The sequence below is a fragment of the Pseudomonas sp. KH_017 genome (assembly GCF_057840285.1).
In genome coordinates this window covers 4674630-4691984 of sequence record NZ_CM174509.1, presented here as the reverse complement: position 1 = coordinate 4691984, position 17355 = coordinate 4674630, and the positions used below count along the sequence as shown (strand labels likewise).

Here is a 17355-nt window from a genome sequence, read left to right as displayed (position 1 = left end):
GTGATGCGGCCTATTAAGATGGCAGGTCTAATTAGATCACGGTAAGATGGATGTAACGGTTAATAAATTTTAAATATTCGGATCGTTAGTCGCCGTCTTTGGTCTGTAGGTGTTAAGGAAAGGATTGTCATGTTTTTTTATCTTGGTATTGGTGTCTTGCTTTGGGTCATAACAATTCCAGGACTGTTCATTAAGACGAAGACTGGCATAAGCTTTTTCGTAGCATTACTCGCCTTTTGGTTAATTTGCGCATTTAGATTCGAAACAGGCTTCGATTGGGTGGTTTATGAGCAATATTATAATGCCATAGAAAACTCCGCGTTTATGGATTTTCCACGAGATGTGGTCTCAATGGAACCACTTTTCTATTTGTTGAATTACCTTGTTTCTCGGGTTGGTAACTTTCAGTTTTTTTTGTTTTTAGTTGGTACTTTCAATACATATTGTGCGTGCAGATTTTTTTATCGGTTTGATTCGCGTGTTTCACTTGGTTTGGCTTTTGTTTTTTGTTGGGTGTATATTCCATTGGAGATGGGGACGATACGTCAGTCTATTGCTGTTTCCATTATGCTTTTGTCAATGGAAAGCTTTGTTTTCGGACGGTCGAAGAAAGCCTTTTTTGGTTTTTTCATAGCGATGGGTTTTCAGTACTCGGCGCTTATGTATGCGCCCATATTCTTTCTTCGCGGAATTCGTTACCTGATCACGCATGTATGGATCTATATTGCAGTCTGTTTGCTTTTTTATAGTGTTGGTATCGGTTCAGGCCAAGTGGCTCTCGGCTTGGGTGCCGTCGCAAATATTCCGTTCGTTTCCGAGAAACTCAGTGTCTATGCTGGTTTTGGTTTTTCCCAGCGTTCAATAGCGGGGGCCGGTTATTTGGTTTTGAATTGTATGCTGCTTGGGTTGGCCAAGCTGTATATAAAAGAAATAACGCGTCGAGAGTTAGTGTCAATTGGTGCGCTTATATGTTTGATCGGTGCGCAATCATTTTTGTTTGATTTTGCTCTAATATGGAACCGCATTCAATATCTGGCTTGTTTTGCACAGGCGGTAATCATATACGACATTCTCAGGCAGTTGCGGGAGCCTGCTCGCGCAATGGTAGCTGCAAGTGTTGCGGCTGTTAGTCTCGCTTCATTGTTGCTTTTTGTTTCTGCCAGTTCTGCGATGCCATTTACTCCCTATCAGTCATATATAAAATATGTGCTGACCAATGAAGAAGGTGATGGTCGACTGCGAACGCAACAGTATTACGAAGACTTCAACGCTGCGAATAAGGTAAGCGAGTGATGGTGCCAGGCGCGCTGTCTACTGACGACGTGCTGGTGTCGGGGTCGGGGCGCGATGCTAAAATGGTCGCCTTTGGATGGTGCGCCGACGATACTCAAAGAATTGGACTCAAATGTGTCATTATGCCAGCCCAGTGAGAGCGCAGTCCTCAGTCAGGCCTGGTCAGCAGCTGTGACAAAAGCGAAGGTTACACAGTGATGTGTGACGGGGTTGCCGACGAGTTAAGCGCTTTTATCGTGCTGGCTGATGATGAAAGCACTGGCTCGTGTTAATTACTTATCTATCACTTTTTGAAATGTGACGTTTAAAATCATGAAAAAATTAAAAGTCGTAACCGTAGTGGGAACCCGTCCGGAGATCATTCGTCTGTCGCGCGTAATGGCTGCTCTGGATCAGTATTGTGATCACGTACTTGTCCATACCGGGCAGAATTACGATTACGAACTGAATGAAATTTTCTTTCAGGACTTAGGGATCCGCAAGCCTGATCATTTTCTGAACGCTGCGGGTGCCACTGGCGCCGAAACTATCGGTAACGTGATTATTAGTGTGGACCGCGTCCTGGCCGAGATTGAGCCAGAGGCTCTGTTAGTCTTGGGAGACACAAATAGCTGCATGGCAGTCATTCCTGCTAAGCGCCGCAAGATCCCGACCTTCCATATGGAGGCTGGTAATCGCTGTTTCGACATGCGTGTTCCCGAAGAGATCAATCGTCGTATTGTCGATCATACTGCGGATATCAATCTGACTTACAGTACGATCGCTCGTGATTACTTGCTGCGCGAAGGTCTTTCGCCTGACATGGTAATCAAGACCGGTAGCCCGATGTTTGAAGTGCTCAATTATTACCGTGAAGGCATTGAAGCGTCGGATGTCCTTGCTCGTCTCGGTCTGGAGAAGGGTAAGTTTTTCGTCGTTAGCGCACACCGCGAAGAGAATATCGATTCCGATAAAAATTTCGGCAAGCTAGTCGAGGTTCTGAATACGGTCGCCGAGCATTATGGCTATCCCGTTATTGTTTCGACCCACCCACGTACCCAGAAGCGGGTTGACGCCATGGGTGTGAAGTTTCATGAAAATGTTCGCTTGCTCAAACCATTGGGGTTCAAGGACTACAACAAGTTGCAGCTTGATTCCAAGGCAGTCCTTTCTGACAGCGGCACGATCAACGAAGAATCTTCCATTCTTAACTTCCCTGCGTTGAATATTCGGGAAGCTCATGAGCGTCCAGAGGGCATGGAAGAGGCCGCGGTAATGATGGTTGGTCTCGAGATCGAGCGGGTGATGCAGGGCTTGCAAGTGCTGGAAGGTCAGGATCGTGACGAAGAGCGTACGCTGCGACTTGTAGCGGACTACAGCATGCCTAACGTGGCTGAGAAAGTGGTTCGAATCATTCACAGCTATCGTGATTATGTCATGCGGACCGTTTGGAGAAGGTACTAATACGAATGACCATTCGTGTTTTACTGTTCACTCAGTGGTTTGATCCTGAGCCTACGTTCAAAGGGCTTGTTTTTGCTCGTGAGTTAGTTGCGCAGGGTTTTGAAGTCGAGGTTGTCACCGGGTTTCCAAACTATCCCGGTGGTAAATTGTATCCTGGCTATAGGATCAAACCCTTGCAGCGCGAAGTCATCGACGGCGTCCATGTGACGCGTGTACCACTCTACCCAAGCCATGGGCAGAGTGGTGTCGGCCGACTTTTTAACTACATAAGCTTTGCAGCCAGTATTTTGCTGTATGGCCTTTTTCGGGCGAAAAAACCGGATGTCATTTATGCCTACCATCCTCCATTGACGGTAGGTATTGCGGCGGCGCTGGTTCGTTTTTTTCGGCGTGTGCCCGTGGTATACGATATTCAGGATATGTGGCCTGACACGCTCAAGGCCACAGGGATGTTTTCCAACGAAAAGCTCCTGAAAATTGTCTCTCGCGTCTGCGATTGGGTATACGGTCACGTAGACCAGATTGTCGTATTGTCTCCTGGTTTCAAGCATCTATTGATCGAGCGGGGAGTGCCTTCGCAAAAAATCGATGTCATCTACAACTGGTGTGCCGAAGATATGGTTCGTTCCACTTCGAGTAATCCACCGGCCAATTTTCCAGTGACTTCGAAGTTTCGAATTCTGTTCGCTGGAAATATGGGCAAGGCGCAGTCGCTTGATACAGTCATTGCAGCTGCACAGTTGTTGCAGGAAAAGGCCAGTCAAGTAGCGTTTATCTTCCTGGGCGGGGGAGTTGAGGCCTCCAGGCTGGAAGCACTTGCGAAAAGCAGACAGCTCGACAATGTATTCTTCCTGCCTGCTGTTCCGATGCCTGAAGTGGGAGCCTATCTTTCCAGCGCCGATGCCTTGCTTGTACATTTGAAGAAGGATCCGTTGTTCACCATCACTATTCCTTCTAAAACCCAGGCGTATATGGCGGCCGGTAAGCCGATCTTGATGGCGGTAGACGGTGATGCTGCCGATCTTGTGCGCGACGCCGGTTGTGGAGTTGTCAGCGAGTCAGACAATCCGCAGGCTCTTGCGGACGCGGTCCTGGCCTTGATAGATGTCTCGGTACAAGGGCATAAGGACATGGCTGAAAACGGATTGGCGTTCTATCACAGAGAGCTGTCCTTGCATGTCGGTGTCAAGCGTTTTGGTGAGCACTTCAAGCGTTTGTCGAAATGAACTCCAACGCTTTTTCCCCACAATAATTTGTCTTTCAAGGACCTTCGATGTCAAAACGCTTCTTCGATATTGTGGCTTCCGTAGCCGGGTTGATTGTCTTGTCTCCCGTGATCGCGATTGTCGCATACCTGATTCGCAAGCGATTGGGGTCTCCGATTTTGTTTCGACAAGTCAGGCCGGGTCTCGGTGGTAAACCCTTTGAGATGGTTAAGTTTCGCACTATGCGGGATGCGTTGGACGCCAACGGTAATCCGTTACCTGATTCTGAGCGAATGACAGATTTTGGCAGATTTCTTCGATCCAGCAGCTTGGATGAGTTGCCGGAGTTGTGGAACGTCATCAAGGGGGATATGAGTTTGGTAGGGCCTCGCCCGCTATTGATGGAATATCTGCCTCTGTACGATGAAGTGCAGGTTCGCAGGCATGATGCGCGACCCGGGGTTACCGGGTGGGCACAGATAAATGGTCGCAATGCGTTGTCCTGGGAAGAAAAATTCAAACTTGATGTTTGGTATGTAGACAATCAGTCGCTGTGGCTCGACCTGAAAATTATTTTTCTCACCATCAAAAAAGTTTTGATCCGGGATGGGATCAGCGCTGAGGGTGAAGTAACAATGACCAAGTTCACCGGGTCAAAAAAATGAAGAGGCTGGCAATTCTTGGCGCGAGTGGGCATGGAAAAGTTGTCGCTGACACGGCGGAGTGTTGTGGATGGCAAGTCATAGAGTTCTTTGATGACGCATGGCCACAAGTGTCTTCCATCGGGGTTTGGCCGGTCGTTGGAAACACCAGCGACTTGCTCGGCCGTGTAGGGGAGTTTGATGGAGTTCTGGTTGCTATTGGCAACAACAGTGTCCGTCGACGTAAAATGGACGAACTGAAAGCCTCAGGCGCACAACTTCCTGTTTTGATGCACCCTTCTTCGATCATAAGCCGATACGCTAAGATCGGGTCCGGAACCGTCGTGTTTGCATCAGCAGTAGTCAATGCCTATTCGATCGTTGGTGAAGGGGCAATTCTGAACACCGGCTGCAGCATTGATCACGACTGTGTTCTTGGGGCGTGCGTGCATGTCAGTCCAGGTGCGCGGTTGGCTGGTGCGGTAACCGTCGGCGACGGAAGCTGGATTGGTATCGGTGCCTGCGTCAGACAGGTGCTCAGCATAGGTTCTAACGTGATGGTGGGGGCCGGAGCCGCGGTGATCTGCGATATCTCTGATAACATGACGGTCGCAGGAGTGCCCGCTCGAGCGATCGTGAGATCCTGAGTGTTTAACCATCGGATACACGTGACTGATTGGCCGGCCTGGATTACCGATGGTTCTTTATTAATTATGTGTGGCAGGTAAAAACCGTGTTGAATACCCCATTTTCTCCTTGGCCTTCGTTCACTGAGGAAGAGGCCGATGCCGTTCGCGACGTAGTGCTTTCCAATAAGGTCAACTACTGGACCGGACAGGAATGCCGCGAGTTTGAGAAAGAGTTCGCCACATGGGCAGGCACTGAATATGCCGTCGCCCTGGCGAACGGCACTGTAGCACTTGACCTTGCACTGATTGCGCTGGGTATTGGGCGTGGAGACGAGGTCATCGTTACGCCTCGCACCTTCCTCGCCTCAGTTTCCAGCATTGTCAATGCCGGTGCGATTCCGGTCTTCGCCGAGGTCGACCGCGATACCCAGAACATTACCGCACAGACAATCCAGGCCGTCTTGACCCCTCGTACCCGGGGTATTATCTGTGTGCATTTGGCCGGCTGGCCGTGTGATATGGATCCGATCATGGAGTTGGCAGCACTTCATGATGTCAAGGTAATCGAAGATTGCGCCCAGGCACATGGTGCGAAGTATAAGGGACGCTCCGTAGGTTCCATTGGTCATATAGGCGCCTGGTCGTTTTGCCAGGACAAAATCATGACCACTGGGGGGGAAGGTGGGATGGTCACGACGAATGACCGCACCCTCTGGTTGAAAATGTGGGCATTCAAGGATCATGGAAAGAGCTGGGAAGCCATTTACGAACGGGAGCATCAACCAGGCTTCCGGTGGTTGCATGAGAGCTTTGGTACGAACTGGCGGATGCTGGAAGTGCAAGCGGTCATAGGCCGGATTCAGCTTCGTCGCATGGCGCAGTGGCGTGCTAGCCGAATCAATTATGCGGAACGTATTTGGTCGCAGGCTCGTGAGCTTAAAGGTTTGCGTGCTCCAGCGGTTTCCGAAAACTATGCTCACGCTGCCTATAAATGTTATGTGTTCGTAGAGCCGCAGCAGTTGAAGGCTGACTGGAGCCGAGACCGTATTCTGTCCGAGATTTCTGCTCTTGGCGTTCCATGTTTTTCGGGTTCTTGCTCTGAGGTGTACCTCGAGAAGGCGTTCGACGATACGGGCTGGCGTCCAGAAGTACGACTATCTATTGCGAAAGAGCTGGGTGAGACAAGCTTGATGTTCTTGGTACACCCGACGTTGACTGAAGCCGAAATCCAAAAGACCTGCGAGGCGATTCGCAGTGTTATGCAGCAAGCCGTGAAGCCTTAGACCTGTTTGGGGCCTCACAATTTCCTTTTGGTGCGAGTCGGTTCTTGCTGGTGAGGAAAAGGGGATGGCGAAAAACCGCCTGATATTCGCGATATCTGATCCCCTTCTCCTCACGGTTTTCAGTTCTTGCCGGTAGTATCGGTCGAGGCCTGCATTCCTTGCACACGCCCCGTGATGGTGATTTGGCTCCCTTATGGCGCTACCGGTTTCAATGTATTGAACCAGATAAGTTATTTCAAAGTTACGAGAGCGTCGCAGACGTGCACTCGTCAGCATGATCAATAGGTGAGCGGTTCGAGGTGTAAGACGGGGTTATGGATAAATTGCGCAAACTGTTGCTTGAGCTGCCACGCCGTCAAAAACGGCTCATTCAGGTTGTGGCCGACGTCGTTCTTGTGTGGGTAGCCTTATGGATGGCGTTTATTGTGCGTCTGGGACCAGACGAGATGGTCAACCCGTTTGTTCAGCACGTCTGGTTATTTATTAGCGCTCCTGTGATTGCTATTCCGCTTTTCATTCGCTTTGGCATGTATCGCGCAGTCATGCGCTACTTCGGCAACGATGCGTTGATTGCGATCATCAAGGCGGTCAGCTTGTCGTCGCTGATTCTTGTCGTAGTTGTTTATTGGTACAGCAATCACCAAAACGTCGTTCCACGCTCAATCATTTTCAACTACTGGTGGTTGAGTCTGATCATGATCGGCGGGCTTCGCCTGGCCATGCGTCAGTACTTCTTGGGCGACTGGTTCAGTGCGGCTCAGCATGTCCCGTTTACCAATCGGGACGATGGCTTGCCGAAAGTTGCCATTTACGGTGCGGGCTCAGCCGGTAACCAGCTGGTCGCTGCCTTGCGGATGGGGCGCCTCATGCGCCCGGTGGCATTTATCGATGACGATAGCGGGATTGCCGACAGGGTTATTTCCGGTTTGCAGGTCTATAAACCCAAGCATATCCAGCAGATGATCGATAACACCGGGGCTCAGGAAGTCCTGCTGGCCATTCCTTCGTCAAACCGTGGGCGGCGGCGTGAAATTCTTGGTTATCTCGAAGGTTTCCCGCTTCACGTTCGAAGCGTTCCCGGTTTCATGGACCTGGCCAGCGGGCGGGTAAAGGTCGACGACATCCAGGAAGTGGATATCGCTGACCTCTTGGGCCGGGATACGGTTCCGGCCCAGGGCGACCTGCTTGAACATTGCATCAAGGGACAGTCTGTTCTTGTCACCGGGGCCGGTGGCTCCATCGGTTCAGAGTTATGCCGACAGATTCTTGCCCTGCATCCAACTACGCTGCTGTTGTTCGAGCACAGTGAATTCAATCTCTACAGTATCTTGTCCGAACTTGAACAGCGGATTGCTCGTGAGTCTTTGTCCGTCCGTCTTTTGCCGATTCTCGGTTCCGTGCGCAATCCGGAGAAGTTGCTCGACGTGATGAAAACGTGGCGGGTTGACACTGTCTACCATGCCGCCGCGTATAAACACGTGCCGATGGTCGAGCACAACATTGCCGAGGGTGTGCTAAATAACGTAATCGGCACACTCAATACCGCTCAAGCGGCGTTAATGGCGGGTGTCGCCAACTTTGTTTTGATATCGACAGATAAAGCGGTGCGCCCGACCAATGTTATGGGCAGCACCAAGCGGCTGGCCGAGTTGACGCTACAGGCGCTGAGTCGTGAGTTGGCGCCGGTGTTGTTCGGAGATACGAGCAACGTTTCGCGGGTAAACAAGACGCGCTTCACCATGGTACGTTTTGGCAATGTTCTGGGGTCTTCTGGTTCGGTCATTCCGTTGTTTCACAAACAGATCAAGTCGGGCGGGCCATTGACGGTTACCCATCCGAAGATCACTCGTTACTTCATGACCATCCCTGAAGCGGCGCAGCTGGTGATTCAGGCGGGCTCCATGGGGCAGGGCGGTGATGTTTTTGTCCTGGACATGGGCGAGCCCGTGAGGATCGTCGAGCTGGCCGAGAAGATGATCCATTTGTCCGGCCTGAGCGTCCGCTCGGAAAAAAACCTGCATGGTGACATCGCTATCGAATTCACCGGGCTGCGTCCGGGCGAGAAGCTCTACGAAGAGCTGCTGATCGGTGACAACGTGGCGGCCACTCAGCACCCGATGATCATGACGGCCAACGAGGATCACCTGTCCTGGGATTTGCTGAAGGTCAAGTTGACCGAGTTGCTCGCTGCGGTGGATCAGGACGACTATGCGCGCGTCCGCCAGCTGTTGCGCGACACGGTCAGCGGCTATGCCCCAGACGGAGAGATTGTCGACTGGATCTACCAGCAGCGCCGCCTCGAACCCTGATTGTTTCACATTCCGAAACAGACATTTTTTTGACAGGCTCCACACATCGTCTAATTTGGGGGGTAGCTTGGGAAAAACTGCTTTCTCAAATCGTTGTCATGGAGCTCCGACTATGCGTAATGGCTACGGTACGCTGGGTACCGCATGCCGAATATTGCCGATAAAGTAAATGGGATTGTGTGCAATAGCTTGATTGTATAAACGGATAAATGCTGAGTTGAGCTGCAGGAATGGATGAAAATAAATTAAAGATCCTGATAGTTACACAGTATTTTTGGCCGGAGAATATGCGTATCAATGACCTGGTTCGTGCCTTCTCGGAAAATGGTCATGAGGTCAGTGTGTTGACCGGATGGCCAAATTACCCTGAGGGTTCGGTTTATTCGGAATTTAGTGCCAGTCCTGAGCGTTTCAAAAGCTACTTCGGCGCGCGCATAGTTAGAGTTCCATTAATTTCGCGTGGAAAGCGCAGTGTCAGCCTGATTTTCAATTACGTTTCTTTTTTTCTCAGCGCTTCCACACTTGGCGTTTTCAAACTTCGAAATGAAAAGTTTGATGCGGTTTTCGTATACGCAGTTTCTCCTATAATGGCTGCGATTCCCGCAGTTGTGTTAGGACGGATAAAAAAGGTCCCGGTATTTGTCTGGGTCCTTGATCTTTGGCCGGAAACTCTGAGGGCTGTAGGGGTACTCCGTCAGCCTGCCTTGTTGGCTTTGGTCGGACGCGTGGTCAGTGCAATCTACAATCGTGCTGATTATTTGCTTTTACAATCCAAAGGTTTTGCCGACAACGTAAAACAATATTGCACCAAGGAAATCACCCCAGAGCGTTTGATTTATTTTCCAAGTTGGGCTGAGGATGACTTTTCGGCCTCCACTCCTCCCACTTCAAATTTGCTAGAGCGAGATGACTCGGTCTTCACCATTGTTTTTGCAGGAAATTTAGGCGAAGCGCAGGATTTCCCCGCGATCCTGGAGGCCGCAGAAGCATTGAAGGACAAAGTGGCAGTGCGTTGGGTGATCGTGGGAGATGGACGTATGAGCAAATGGTTGCATGAACAAGTCACGACAAGAAACTTGAGCAACGTATTGCTGCTGGGACGACACCCTCTGAGCGAGATGCCAGGGGTGTTTGCTTGTGCCGATGCGTTGCTGGTTTCATTGAAAACCAATGATGTATTCGAGAAAACGATTCCCGGGAAGGTCCAGGCGTATATGGCTTCGAGCAAGCCGATCCTGGGCATGATCAATGGGGAGGCTGCACGGGTAATCGAAGAGTCAGGCGGGGGATTTTCCTGCCCCTCAGGTGATATCCAGGGGCTTGTGCGGATTACTCTGCAGTTGGCCACCACATCCCCTGCTCAACGTGAAATTATGGGGCGTGCAGGTCGCTCCTACTATTTGAGCCACTTTTCCAAACCTGCACTTATGGGGCGTCTGGAAGAGTTGTTTCGAGTTGCTACTTTGCGAAGGATCGCCCAATAATGTCGAAGACCGTATTTTTAACCGGTGCAACAGGGTTTGTTGGTGGCGCGACGCTAAGGTGTCTGGTCGCAAGAAACTACACTGTCATTGCCGCACTGCGTAATGGGTCGCAATTACTTCAGAGTAAAGTCTCGTCGATCCACGTTGACAGTATCGATGGTGCTACGTCCTGGAAAAACGGTCTCACCGGCGTAGACGTTGTCATACATGCCGCGGCTCGCGTTCATGTGATGAATGATACCGAAACCGATCCCTTGGCGGCATTCAGGCGAGTCAATGTTGAAGGTACAGTGAATCTCGCGCGCCAGGCTGCGTCTGCAGGCGTCCGACGCTTCGTATTCATCAGTTCCATCAAGGTGAACGGCGAAAGTACCGATTTGGGTTTCACGTATTCTCCCGAGGACACGCCAGCCCCGGCAGATCCCTACGGGATATCCAAGATGGAAGCCGAAGACCGGTTGCGTGAATTGGCCGTGGAGACCGGGATGGAGGTCGTGATCATAAGGCCAGTGTTGGTTTACGGTCCCGGGGTCAAGGCTAACTTTCAAAGCATGATGCGATGGCTCGATAAAGGTATTCCCTTGCCATTTGGGGCGATTCACAACAGCCGCAGTCTCGTAGCATTGGACAATCTGGTGGATTTGATTGTTACCTGTATCAGTCATCCGGCGGCCGCTAATCAGACCTTTCTGGTCAGTGATGGTGAGGATCTTTCCACCACTCAATTGCTGCGCAAGATAGCGCTTGCCCTTGGGCGTACAGCTCGGCTTGTACCAATACCTGCCGGCATCCTGCGCGGCGTGGCTACATTGCTCGGAAGGAAAGCCCTGTCAAACCGGTTATGTGGATCCTTGCAGGTAGACATCAGCAAAACTCGCTCATTGCTGGGGTGGACACCTCCGGTCTCGGCAGATGACGCACTGAAGGCTACCGCACAACATTTTCAAGAAAGTAAACAACAATGATCTATTGGTGGTTAATTCCTGCAGTGGCGAGTGTTTCCTTAATATTGACAGCTGTATTACGTCGTTATGCATTGGCGCGAAGTATTGTCGACGTCCCCAATGCTCGCAGTTCTCATTCAGTACCCACTCCCAGGGGCGGCGGTGTCGCGATCGTCATCGCATTTTTGTTGGCGCTGCCATTTCTGGCATGGGCGCAGTTGGCAACCATGCCACTGTTGATCGCTATCGGGGGGGCGGGTGGCCTGATCGCAATTATCGGCTTCATAGATGATCATGGTCATATAGCAGCACGTTGGCGCTTGTTAGGCCATTTCTGTGCGGCCGCCTGGTCCTTGTTCTGCCTGGGAGGTCTGCCTCCGATCACCTTGTTTGGATTGGCTGTGGATCTTGGTTGGCTGGGATGCATCCTGGCGGCGGTCTATCTTGTCTGGATGCTCAATCTTTACAATTTCATGGACGGAATCGATGGTATAGCCAGTGTTGAAGCGATTTCGGCGTGCCTGGGTGCTTGTCTGCTTTATTGGCTGAATGGATTCGAAAGCCAGATGTGGGTTCCTGGACTGTTGGCGATGGCGGTTGGAGGATTTCTGTTCTGGAATTTTCCCCCTGCACGCATCTTCATGGGAGACGCTGGAAGCGGATTCATCGGCATGGCGCTCGGTGTCATCTCGATTCAGGCTGCCTGGATAGCACCGCAGTTGCTCTGGGCCTGGCTGATCCTGTTGGGGGTGTTTGTTGTAGACGCAACCTTTACCTTGATTCGTCGCCTGGTTCGCGGTGACAAAGTTTATGAAGCTCATCGTAGTCACGCCTATCAGTTTGCATCACGCCGGTATCGCAAGCATTTGCCAGTCACTCTTGCTGTCGGAGCAATCAATGTCGGCTGGTTGCTACCCGTGGCGGTTTGCGTGACTTCCTTTGGAGTAGATGGTGTGCTGGGGCTGATAGTCGCCTACCTCCCTCTCGTGATTCTGGCGATCAAGTTTCACGCGGGTGAAATCGAAAAAACCAGGCCCTCAATAGCTGATTTATGATTATTTGAGTTAACTGGTGCGTCTGGAGATGTACACTGATCAAGCAAGGTCATGGGGAGTGGTTCGAGGTGTACGACGGGGTTATGGATAAATTGCGCAAACTGTTACTTGAGCTGTCACGCCGTCAAAAACGGCTCATTCAGGTTGCGGCCGACGTCGTTCTCGTGTGGGCAGCGTTGTGGTTGGCTTTTCTGGTTCGCCTCGGCATTGATGATATGGTCAATCCACTGATCGTCCATACCTGGCTTTTTTTGAGTGCCCCGGTAGTTGCAATCCCGTTGTTCATCCGATTTGGCATGTATCGCGCAGTCATGCGCTATTTCGGCAACGATGCGTTGATTGCGATCATCAAGGCGGTCAGCTTGTCGTCACTGATTCTTGGTGTAGTTGTTTATTGGTACAGCAATCACCAAAACGTCGTCCCACGCTCAATCATTTTCAACTACTGGTGGTTGAGTCTGATCATGATCGGCGGGCTTCGCCTGGGCATGCGTCAGTACTTCTTGGGCGACTGGTTCAGTGCGGCTCAGCATGTCCCGTTTACCAATCGGGACGATGGCTTGCCGAAAGTTGCCATTTACGGTGCGGGCTCAGCCGGTAACCAGTTGGTCGCTGCCTTGCGGATGGGGCGCCTCATGCGCCCGGTGGCGTTTATCGATGACGATAGCGGGATTGCCGACAGGGTTATTTCCGGTTTGCAGGTCTATAAACCCAAGCATATCCAGCAGATGATCGATAACACCGGGGCCCAGGAAGTCCTGCTGGCCATCCCTTCGTCAAACCGTGGGCGGCGGCGTGAAATTCTTGGTTATCTCGAAGGTTTCCCGCTTCACGTTCGAAGCGTTCCCGGTTTCATGGACCTGGCCAGCGGGCGGGTAAAGGTCGACGACATCCAGGAAGTGGACATCGCTGACCTCTTGGGCCGGGATGCGGTTCCGGCCCAGGGCGACTTGCTTGAACATTGCATCAAGGGACAGTCTGTTCTTGTCACCGGGGCCGGTGGCTCCATCGGTTCAGAGTTGTGCCGACAGATTCTTGCCCTGCATCCAACTACGCTGCTGTTGTTCGAGCACAGTGAATTCAATCTCTACAGCATCTTGTCCGAACTTGAACAGCGGATTGCTCGTGAGTCTTTGTCCGTCCGTCTATTGCCGATTCTCGGTTCCGTGCGCAATCCGGAGAAGTTGCTCGACGTGATGAAAACGTGGCGGGTTGACACTGTCTACCATGCCGCCGCGTATAAACACGTGCCGATGGTTGAGCACAACATTGCTGAAGGCGTGCTGAACAACGTGGTGGGTACGCTCAATACGGCCGAGGCTGCCTTGAAGGCAGGTGTTGCCAACTTCGTCCTGATCTCGACAGACAAGGCCGTGCGCCCGACCAATGTTATGGGCAGCACCAAGCGGCTGGCCGAGTTGATGCTGCAGGCGCTGAGTCGTGAGTTGGCGCCGGTGTTGTTCGGAGATACGAGCAACATTTCGCGGGTAAACAAGACGCGCTTCACCATGGTACGTTTTGGCAATGTTCTGGGGTCTTCTGGTTCGGTCATTCCGTTGTTTCACAAACAGATCAAGTCGGGCGGGCCATTGACGGTTACCCATCCGAAGATCACTCGTTACTTCATGACCATCCCTGAAGCGGCGCAGCTGGTGATTCAGGCGGGCTCCATGGGGCAGGGCGGTGATGTTTTTGTCCTGGACATGGGCGAGCCCGTGAGGATCGTCGAGCTGGCCGAGAAGATGATCCATTTGTCCGGCCTGAGCGTCCGCTCGGAAAAAAACCTGCATGGTGACATCGCTATCGAATTCACCGGGCTGCGTCCGGGCGAGAAGCTCTACGAAGAGCTGCTGATCGGTGACAACGTGGCGGCCACTCAGCACCCGATGATCATGTCGGCCAACGAGGATCACCTGTCCTGGGATTTGCTGAAGGTCAAGTTGACCGAGTTGCTCGCTGCGGTGGATCAGGACGACTATGCGCGCGTCCGCCAGCTGTTGCGCGACACGGTCAGCGGTTATGCCCCAGACGGAGAGATTGTCGACTGGATCTACCAGCAGCGCCGCCTCGAACCCTGATTGTTTCATATTCTGAAACGTACACGTTTTTGACAGTCCCATGACATAGCCTAAGTTTAGAGAGCAGCTTAGGAAAAGCTTCTTCTTTCAATTCATGTCATGGAGCATCATCATGCGTAAAGGTTACTTCTACTCTTTGGTTTTTGCCCTTTTGAGCGGCGCTTCTGTTGCAGCTATTGCTGCTCCGGAAGCTAAAGCTGTTGAGTCTTCCGTGGTCACGGAAGCTGCTACTAGAGCGAAGGCCTATAAAGTTGATCTCAATGGTGCAGATGCACCAACACTTCAACGTGAGCTGGCCGGTGTTGGGGAGGCGAAGGCCAAGGCAATTGTTGCGTACCGTGACAATAATGGGCCGTTTGCGTCAGTGGATGAACTCCTTGAGGTCAAGGGGATTGGTAAGGCAATTCTGGAAAGTAACCGAGACAAGATTGAAGTGAATTAATCGCGAGAGTCAGAAAAAAGGCCGATCATTGATCGGCCTTTTTATTGGAGCGGGAAATAAGCTTGCAGCTTTTAGCCTGCAGTGCGTTTGTCAGTCGGGTTTTTTAGGCAGCATGATTGTCCGGGCAGCAGCGAGCATTGTTCCGAGCATCAGTCCGAATATCAAACCTAAGCCAACGATTAACGCTTTCTTCGGTTTGATAGGGCCTTGCGGGGGAGACGCCGGTCTGTCGATATTAACCAGATTAAATTGTTCAAAATTGACATGCAGGTTTTTCAGGTGTGCCAGCTCTTCCCGGATCTCACCTAAGCCTTTTAAGAACAGTTCTTCGTTATTACGCTGTTTAAGCAGGGCAACTTTTCGGTTGTTGGCGAGGAGGCTGAGTTCTTTCTGGATTTCATCAACGCGAGGTTCAGTAAAGTCATCAGAGTTTCGGGAGACGAGTGTTGTGCGCTCTGCTTCAAGTGCCGACTGGCCCATAAAATAAAGAGGTATTTGTTGGTTGCTTACTTCTGTGCGAATCATGTTGCCTTGCCTTGTCTGCCCAGCCTCTCCAAGGGCTGATGGCGTGGTAGGCGCAACAATTCCCAGCTTTTTGGCAATCGATATTGCCTCATCCAACTGTTTCACACGATTTTGTCGACGAGTTTGCAATTGTTGCCGCAGGGCTTTGAGTTCGTCCTGTAGAGTTTCTTTATTTAACTGATCCTTTTCAAGGAGTTCTGCGATTTCCGAGTCTTTGTTGGCTTCGTATGCAGCTTTCTTGGATAACAGCTTTCTTTCTGTTTGCGCGATCCGGTTCTCAACAAGAGTTTTAAAGTCCGCTTCGACCTTCTCTTTTTCGCGCTTGACTACAAACTCGGTGAAGTTGTTAACAATAGCCACCCCATCCACGCCAGATGGATACTCTACGCTAAATCGAATTGCCTCCGAAAGATTAGAGGTTTTTTTAGGATCGATTTGCTCAATCGTAAACGCATTTATATTGAAACGTTCGAGGGTCTCTTCGATTGACTCGCCGTCGGTTTGTATGGAGGCGAGTAAATCCGGATTGGTCTGGAAGAAACTTAAACGTTCGGTATAAGAACCCATGGACGAACCAATACGTCTTAAGGCTTGCTCTGGTTGAATCTTATAAAGACCGGACTCGTTTAACATATCCAAATCTGTAGTCGCTGCAGGCCTGATTTCGTTCTGCACTTTATATTGAGGTTGCGCCGTTAATACATAAGTTATTGCGGCTGCTGTGGAAAGCCCGGTGAAGAGTAGAATAATCCTTCTTTGGTTCCATAAGTCGTGAAGAAACTCTGCAATATCGATTTCATGACGCTCACTGTCAGGACGTATTTTTGTAGGGAAGTTCATGAAACCCTCAAGTCACAAAAAGTCAGCTGGCGTTGAGAAATGCTCTATCGGTCTTCGCTGACTGTGTTGGTGAAAAATATTTAGAAATATTTTGCATTCTCCCGTATCTACATTCTGGCGGCAAGCTATTGACAAGTTAAACGGCTATTTTATGCAGTCTATTCCTACTCGGCGGACCGGCAGAATCCATGGAAGGCGGCGGCCAGGTCTTTGATGCGCTGCTGTAAGCGTTCGAATTACCGTTGTGCTGAAGGAAGGGACAGGAAGGGGCCATATTTTTTGGCTTGTCCGCTTGTCCGCGCACTAAAATTATGTGTGTAATAAAACCTTTGAATTATGCTTATAATAAAAACCTTGTTCTCATCCTCGTGTCCCCAGGAGCATAGTCATGAATACTACCCAGTTCCAAGGTACAGCCCTCGTCACTGGAGCTTCATCCGGCATCGGGGCGATCTACGCCGAGCGTTTGGCTGCGCGTGGTTTTAATTTGCTGTTGGTTGCTCGCGATCAGGATCGCCTAGAAACCACCGCCAGCAAGCTGCGCGCCGAGCATGGTGTTCAGGTGGAAGTGCTCAAGGCCGATTTGACCCAAAGCGAGGACGTTCTGAAGCTCGAACAACGGTTACGCAGCGATTCAAGTATCAGCCTCTTGCTCAATAACGCGGGTGTGGCTGCGGATGGACTATTGGCTAATGCCAATCTGGATCAACTGGAACGCTTGATTCAGTTGAACGTCACAACTGTCACGCGGCTTGCCTCAGCAGCAGCCGCAAGCTTTGCCAAGGCGGGGCGAGGAACGATCATTAATATTGCTTCAGTTGTCGCGCTGTTCCCTGAGCGTTTCAATGCGACGTACAGTGCCAGCAAGGCATATGTTCTGAGTTTGACTCAGTCTTTGAACGCCGAACTGGACGGCACCGGCGTCAAGGTTCAAGCCGTTCTGCCAGGCGTCACACGTACCGAAATCTGGGAACGCTCTGGTATCGATGCTTCGCAGATTCCGGCCGAGATGGTCATGGAAGCGGGCGAGATGGTCGACGCGGCACTGTCGGGTCTGGATCAGGGCGAGTTGGTCACCATTCCTTCGCTGCCGGATGCCGCCGACTGGGATGCCTTTGTTGCGGCACGCCATGTGATGGCGCCCAATCTTTCCAAAAGCAAAGCCGCTGCGCGTTACAAATGAA

14 protein-coding genes are annotated in these 17355 nt (G+C 51.1%); 13 read left to right on the top strand and 1 reads right to left on the bottom strand.

Annotated features, from left to right (window positions below; all coding sequences use genetic code 11):
- Positions 1-129: 129 nt before the first annotated feature.
- The 12 genes from AC3IT6_RS21260 (at position 130) to AC3IT6_RS21205 (ending at position 14806) form a co-directional block, all read left to right on the top strand.
- On the top strand, positions 130-1293 hold the full coding sequence (locus tag AC3IT6_RS21260) for an EpsG family protein (RefSeq protein WP_489352564.1): 1164 nt from the start codon (positions 130-132) through the stop codon (positions 1291-1293).
- A gap of 312 nt (positions 1294-1605) precedes the next feature.
- Positions 1606-2736: a non-hydrolyzing UDP-N-acetylglucosamine 2-epimerase gene (wecB, locus tag AC3IT6_RS21255; RefSeq protein ID WP_489352562.1), complete on the top strand. Its 1131-nt coding sequence runs from the start codon at positions 1606-1608 to the stop codon at positions 2734-2736.
- Between the two features lie 5 nt (positions 2737-2741).
- Positions 2742-3962, top strand: coding sequence for a glycosyltransferase family 4 protein (locus AC3IT6_RS21250; protein WP_489352560.1), 1221 nt, complete (start codon positions 2742-2744; stop codon positions 3960-3962).
- Positions 3963-4009: 47 nt separating this feature from the next.
- The gene (locus tag AC3IT6_RS21245) at positions 4010-4606 is read left to right on the top strand and encodes a sugar transferase (RefSeq protein WP_150726253.1); all 597 of its coding nucleotides are present in this window, start codon (positions 4010-4012) and stop codon (positions 4604-4606) included.
- The gene (locus tag AC3IT6_RS21240; RefSeq protein ID WP_489352557.1) at positions 4603-5229 is read left to right on the top strand and encodes an acetyltransferase; all 627 of its coding nucleotides are present in this window, start codon (positions 4603-4605) and stop codon (positions 5227-5229) included. Before AC3IT6_RS21245 ends, AC3IT6_RS21240 begins: the two co-directional genes overlap by 4 nt.
- Positions 5230-5315: 86 nt before the next feature.
- The gene (locus AC3IT6_RS21235) at positions 5316-6494 is read left to right on the top strand and encodes a DegT/DnrJ/EryC1/StrS family aminotransferase (protein WP_489356639.1); all 1179 of its coding nucleotides are present in this window, start codon (positions 5316-5318) and stop codon (positions 6492-6494) included.
- A 314-nt stretch (positions 6495-6808) separates the two neighbouring features.
- Positions 6809-8803, top strand: coding sequence for a polysaccharide biosynthesis protein (locus AC3IT6_RS21230; RefSeq protein WP_489352555.1), 1995 nt, complete (start codon positions 6809-6811; stop codon positions 8801-8803).
- A gap of 230 nt (positions 8804-9033) precedes the next feature.
- A complete protein-coding gene (locus AC3IT6_RS21225; protein ID WP_489352553.1) occupies positions 9034-10287 on the top strand; it encodes a glycosyltransferase family 4 protein in 1254 nt (417 codons plus the stop codon).
- A complete protein-coding gene (locus AC3IT6_RS21220; RefSeq protein WP_489352551.1) occupies positions 10287-11252 on the top strand; it encodes a UDP-glucose 4-epimerase family protein in 966 nt (321 codons plus the stop codon). The genes AC3IT6_RS21225 and AC3IT6_RS21220 overlap by 1 nt, the downstream gene beginning before the upstream one ends.
- Positions 11249-12286 carry an MraY family glycosyltransferase gene (locus AC3IT6_RS21215; protein ID WP_489352549.1) on the top strand — a complete coding sequence of 346 codons (1038 nt, stop codon included), beginning with the start codon at positions 11249-11251 and terminating at the stop codon, positions 12284-12286. The genes AC3IT6_RS21220 and AC3IT6_RS21215 overlap by 4 nt, the downstream gene beginning before the upstream one ends.
- 83 nt (positions 12287-12369) lie before the next feature.
- Positions 12370-14364, top strand: a complete 1995-nt coding sequence (locus AC3IT6_RS21210; RefSeq protein WP_489352547.1) for a polysaccharide biosynthesis protein — start codon at positions 12370-12372, stop codon at positions 14362-14364.
- 112 nt (positions 14365-14476) lie between these two features.
- On the top strand, positions 14477-14806 hold the full coding sequence (locus tag AC3IT6_RS21205; RefSeq protein WP_489352544.1) for a ComEA family DNA-binding protein: 330 nt from the start codon (positions 14477-14479) through the stop codon (positions 14804-14806).
- Positions 14807-14896: 90 nt separating this feature from the next.
- Here the strand turns inward: AC3IT6_RS21205 and AC3IT6_RS21200 are convergent, their stop codons facing one another.
- Complete coding sequence (locus AC3IT6_RS21200) at positions 14897-16171, bottom strand: Wzz/FepE/Etk N-terminal domain-containing protein (protein ID WP_489352542.1); 1275 nt, start codon at positions 16169-16171, stop codon at positions 14897-14899.
- A 388-nt stretch (positions 16172-16559) separates the two neighbouring features.
- Here AC3IT6_RS21200 and AC3IT6_RS21195 point away from each other — a divergent pair, with 388 nt between their 5' ends.
- Positions 16560-17354, top strand: a complete 795-nt coding sequence (locus AC3IT6_RS21195; protein ID WP_489352539.1) for an SDR family NAD(P)-dependent oxidoreductase — start codon at positions 16560-16562, stop codon at positions 17352-17354.
- Position 17355 lies beyond the last annotated feature (1 nt).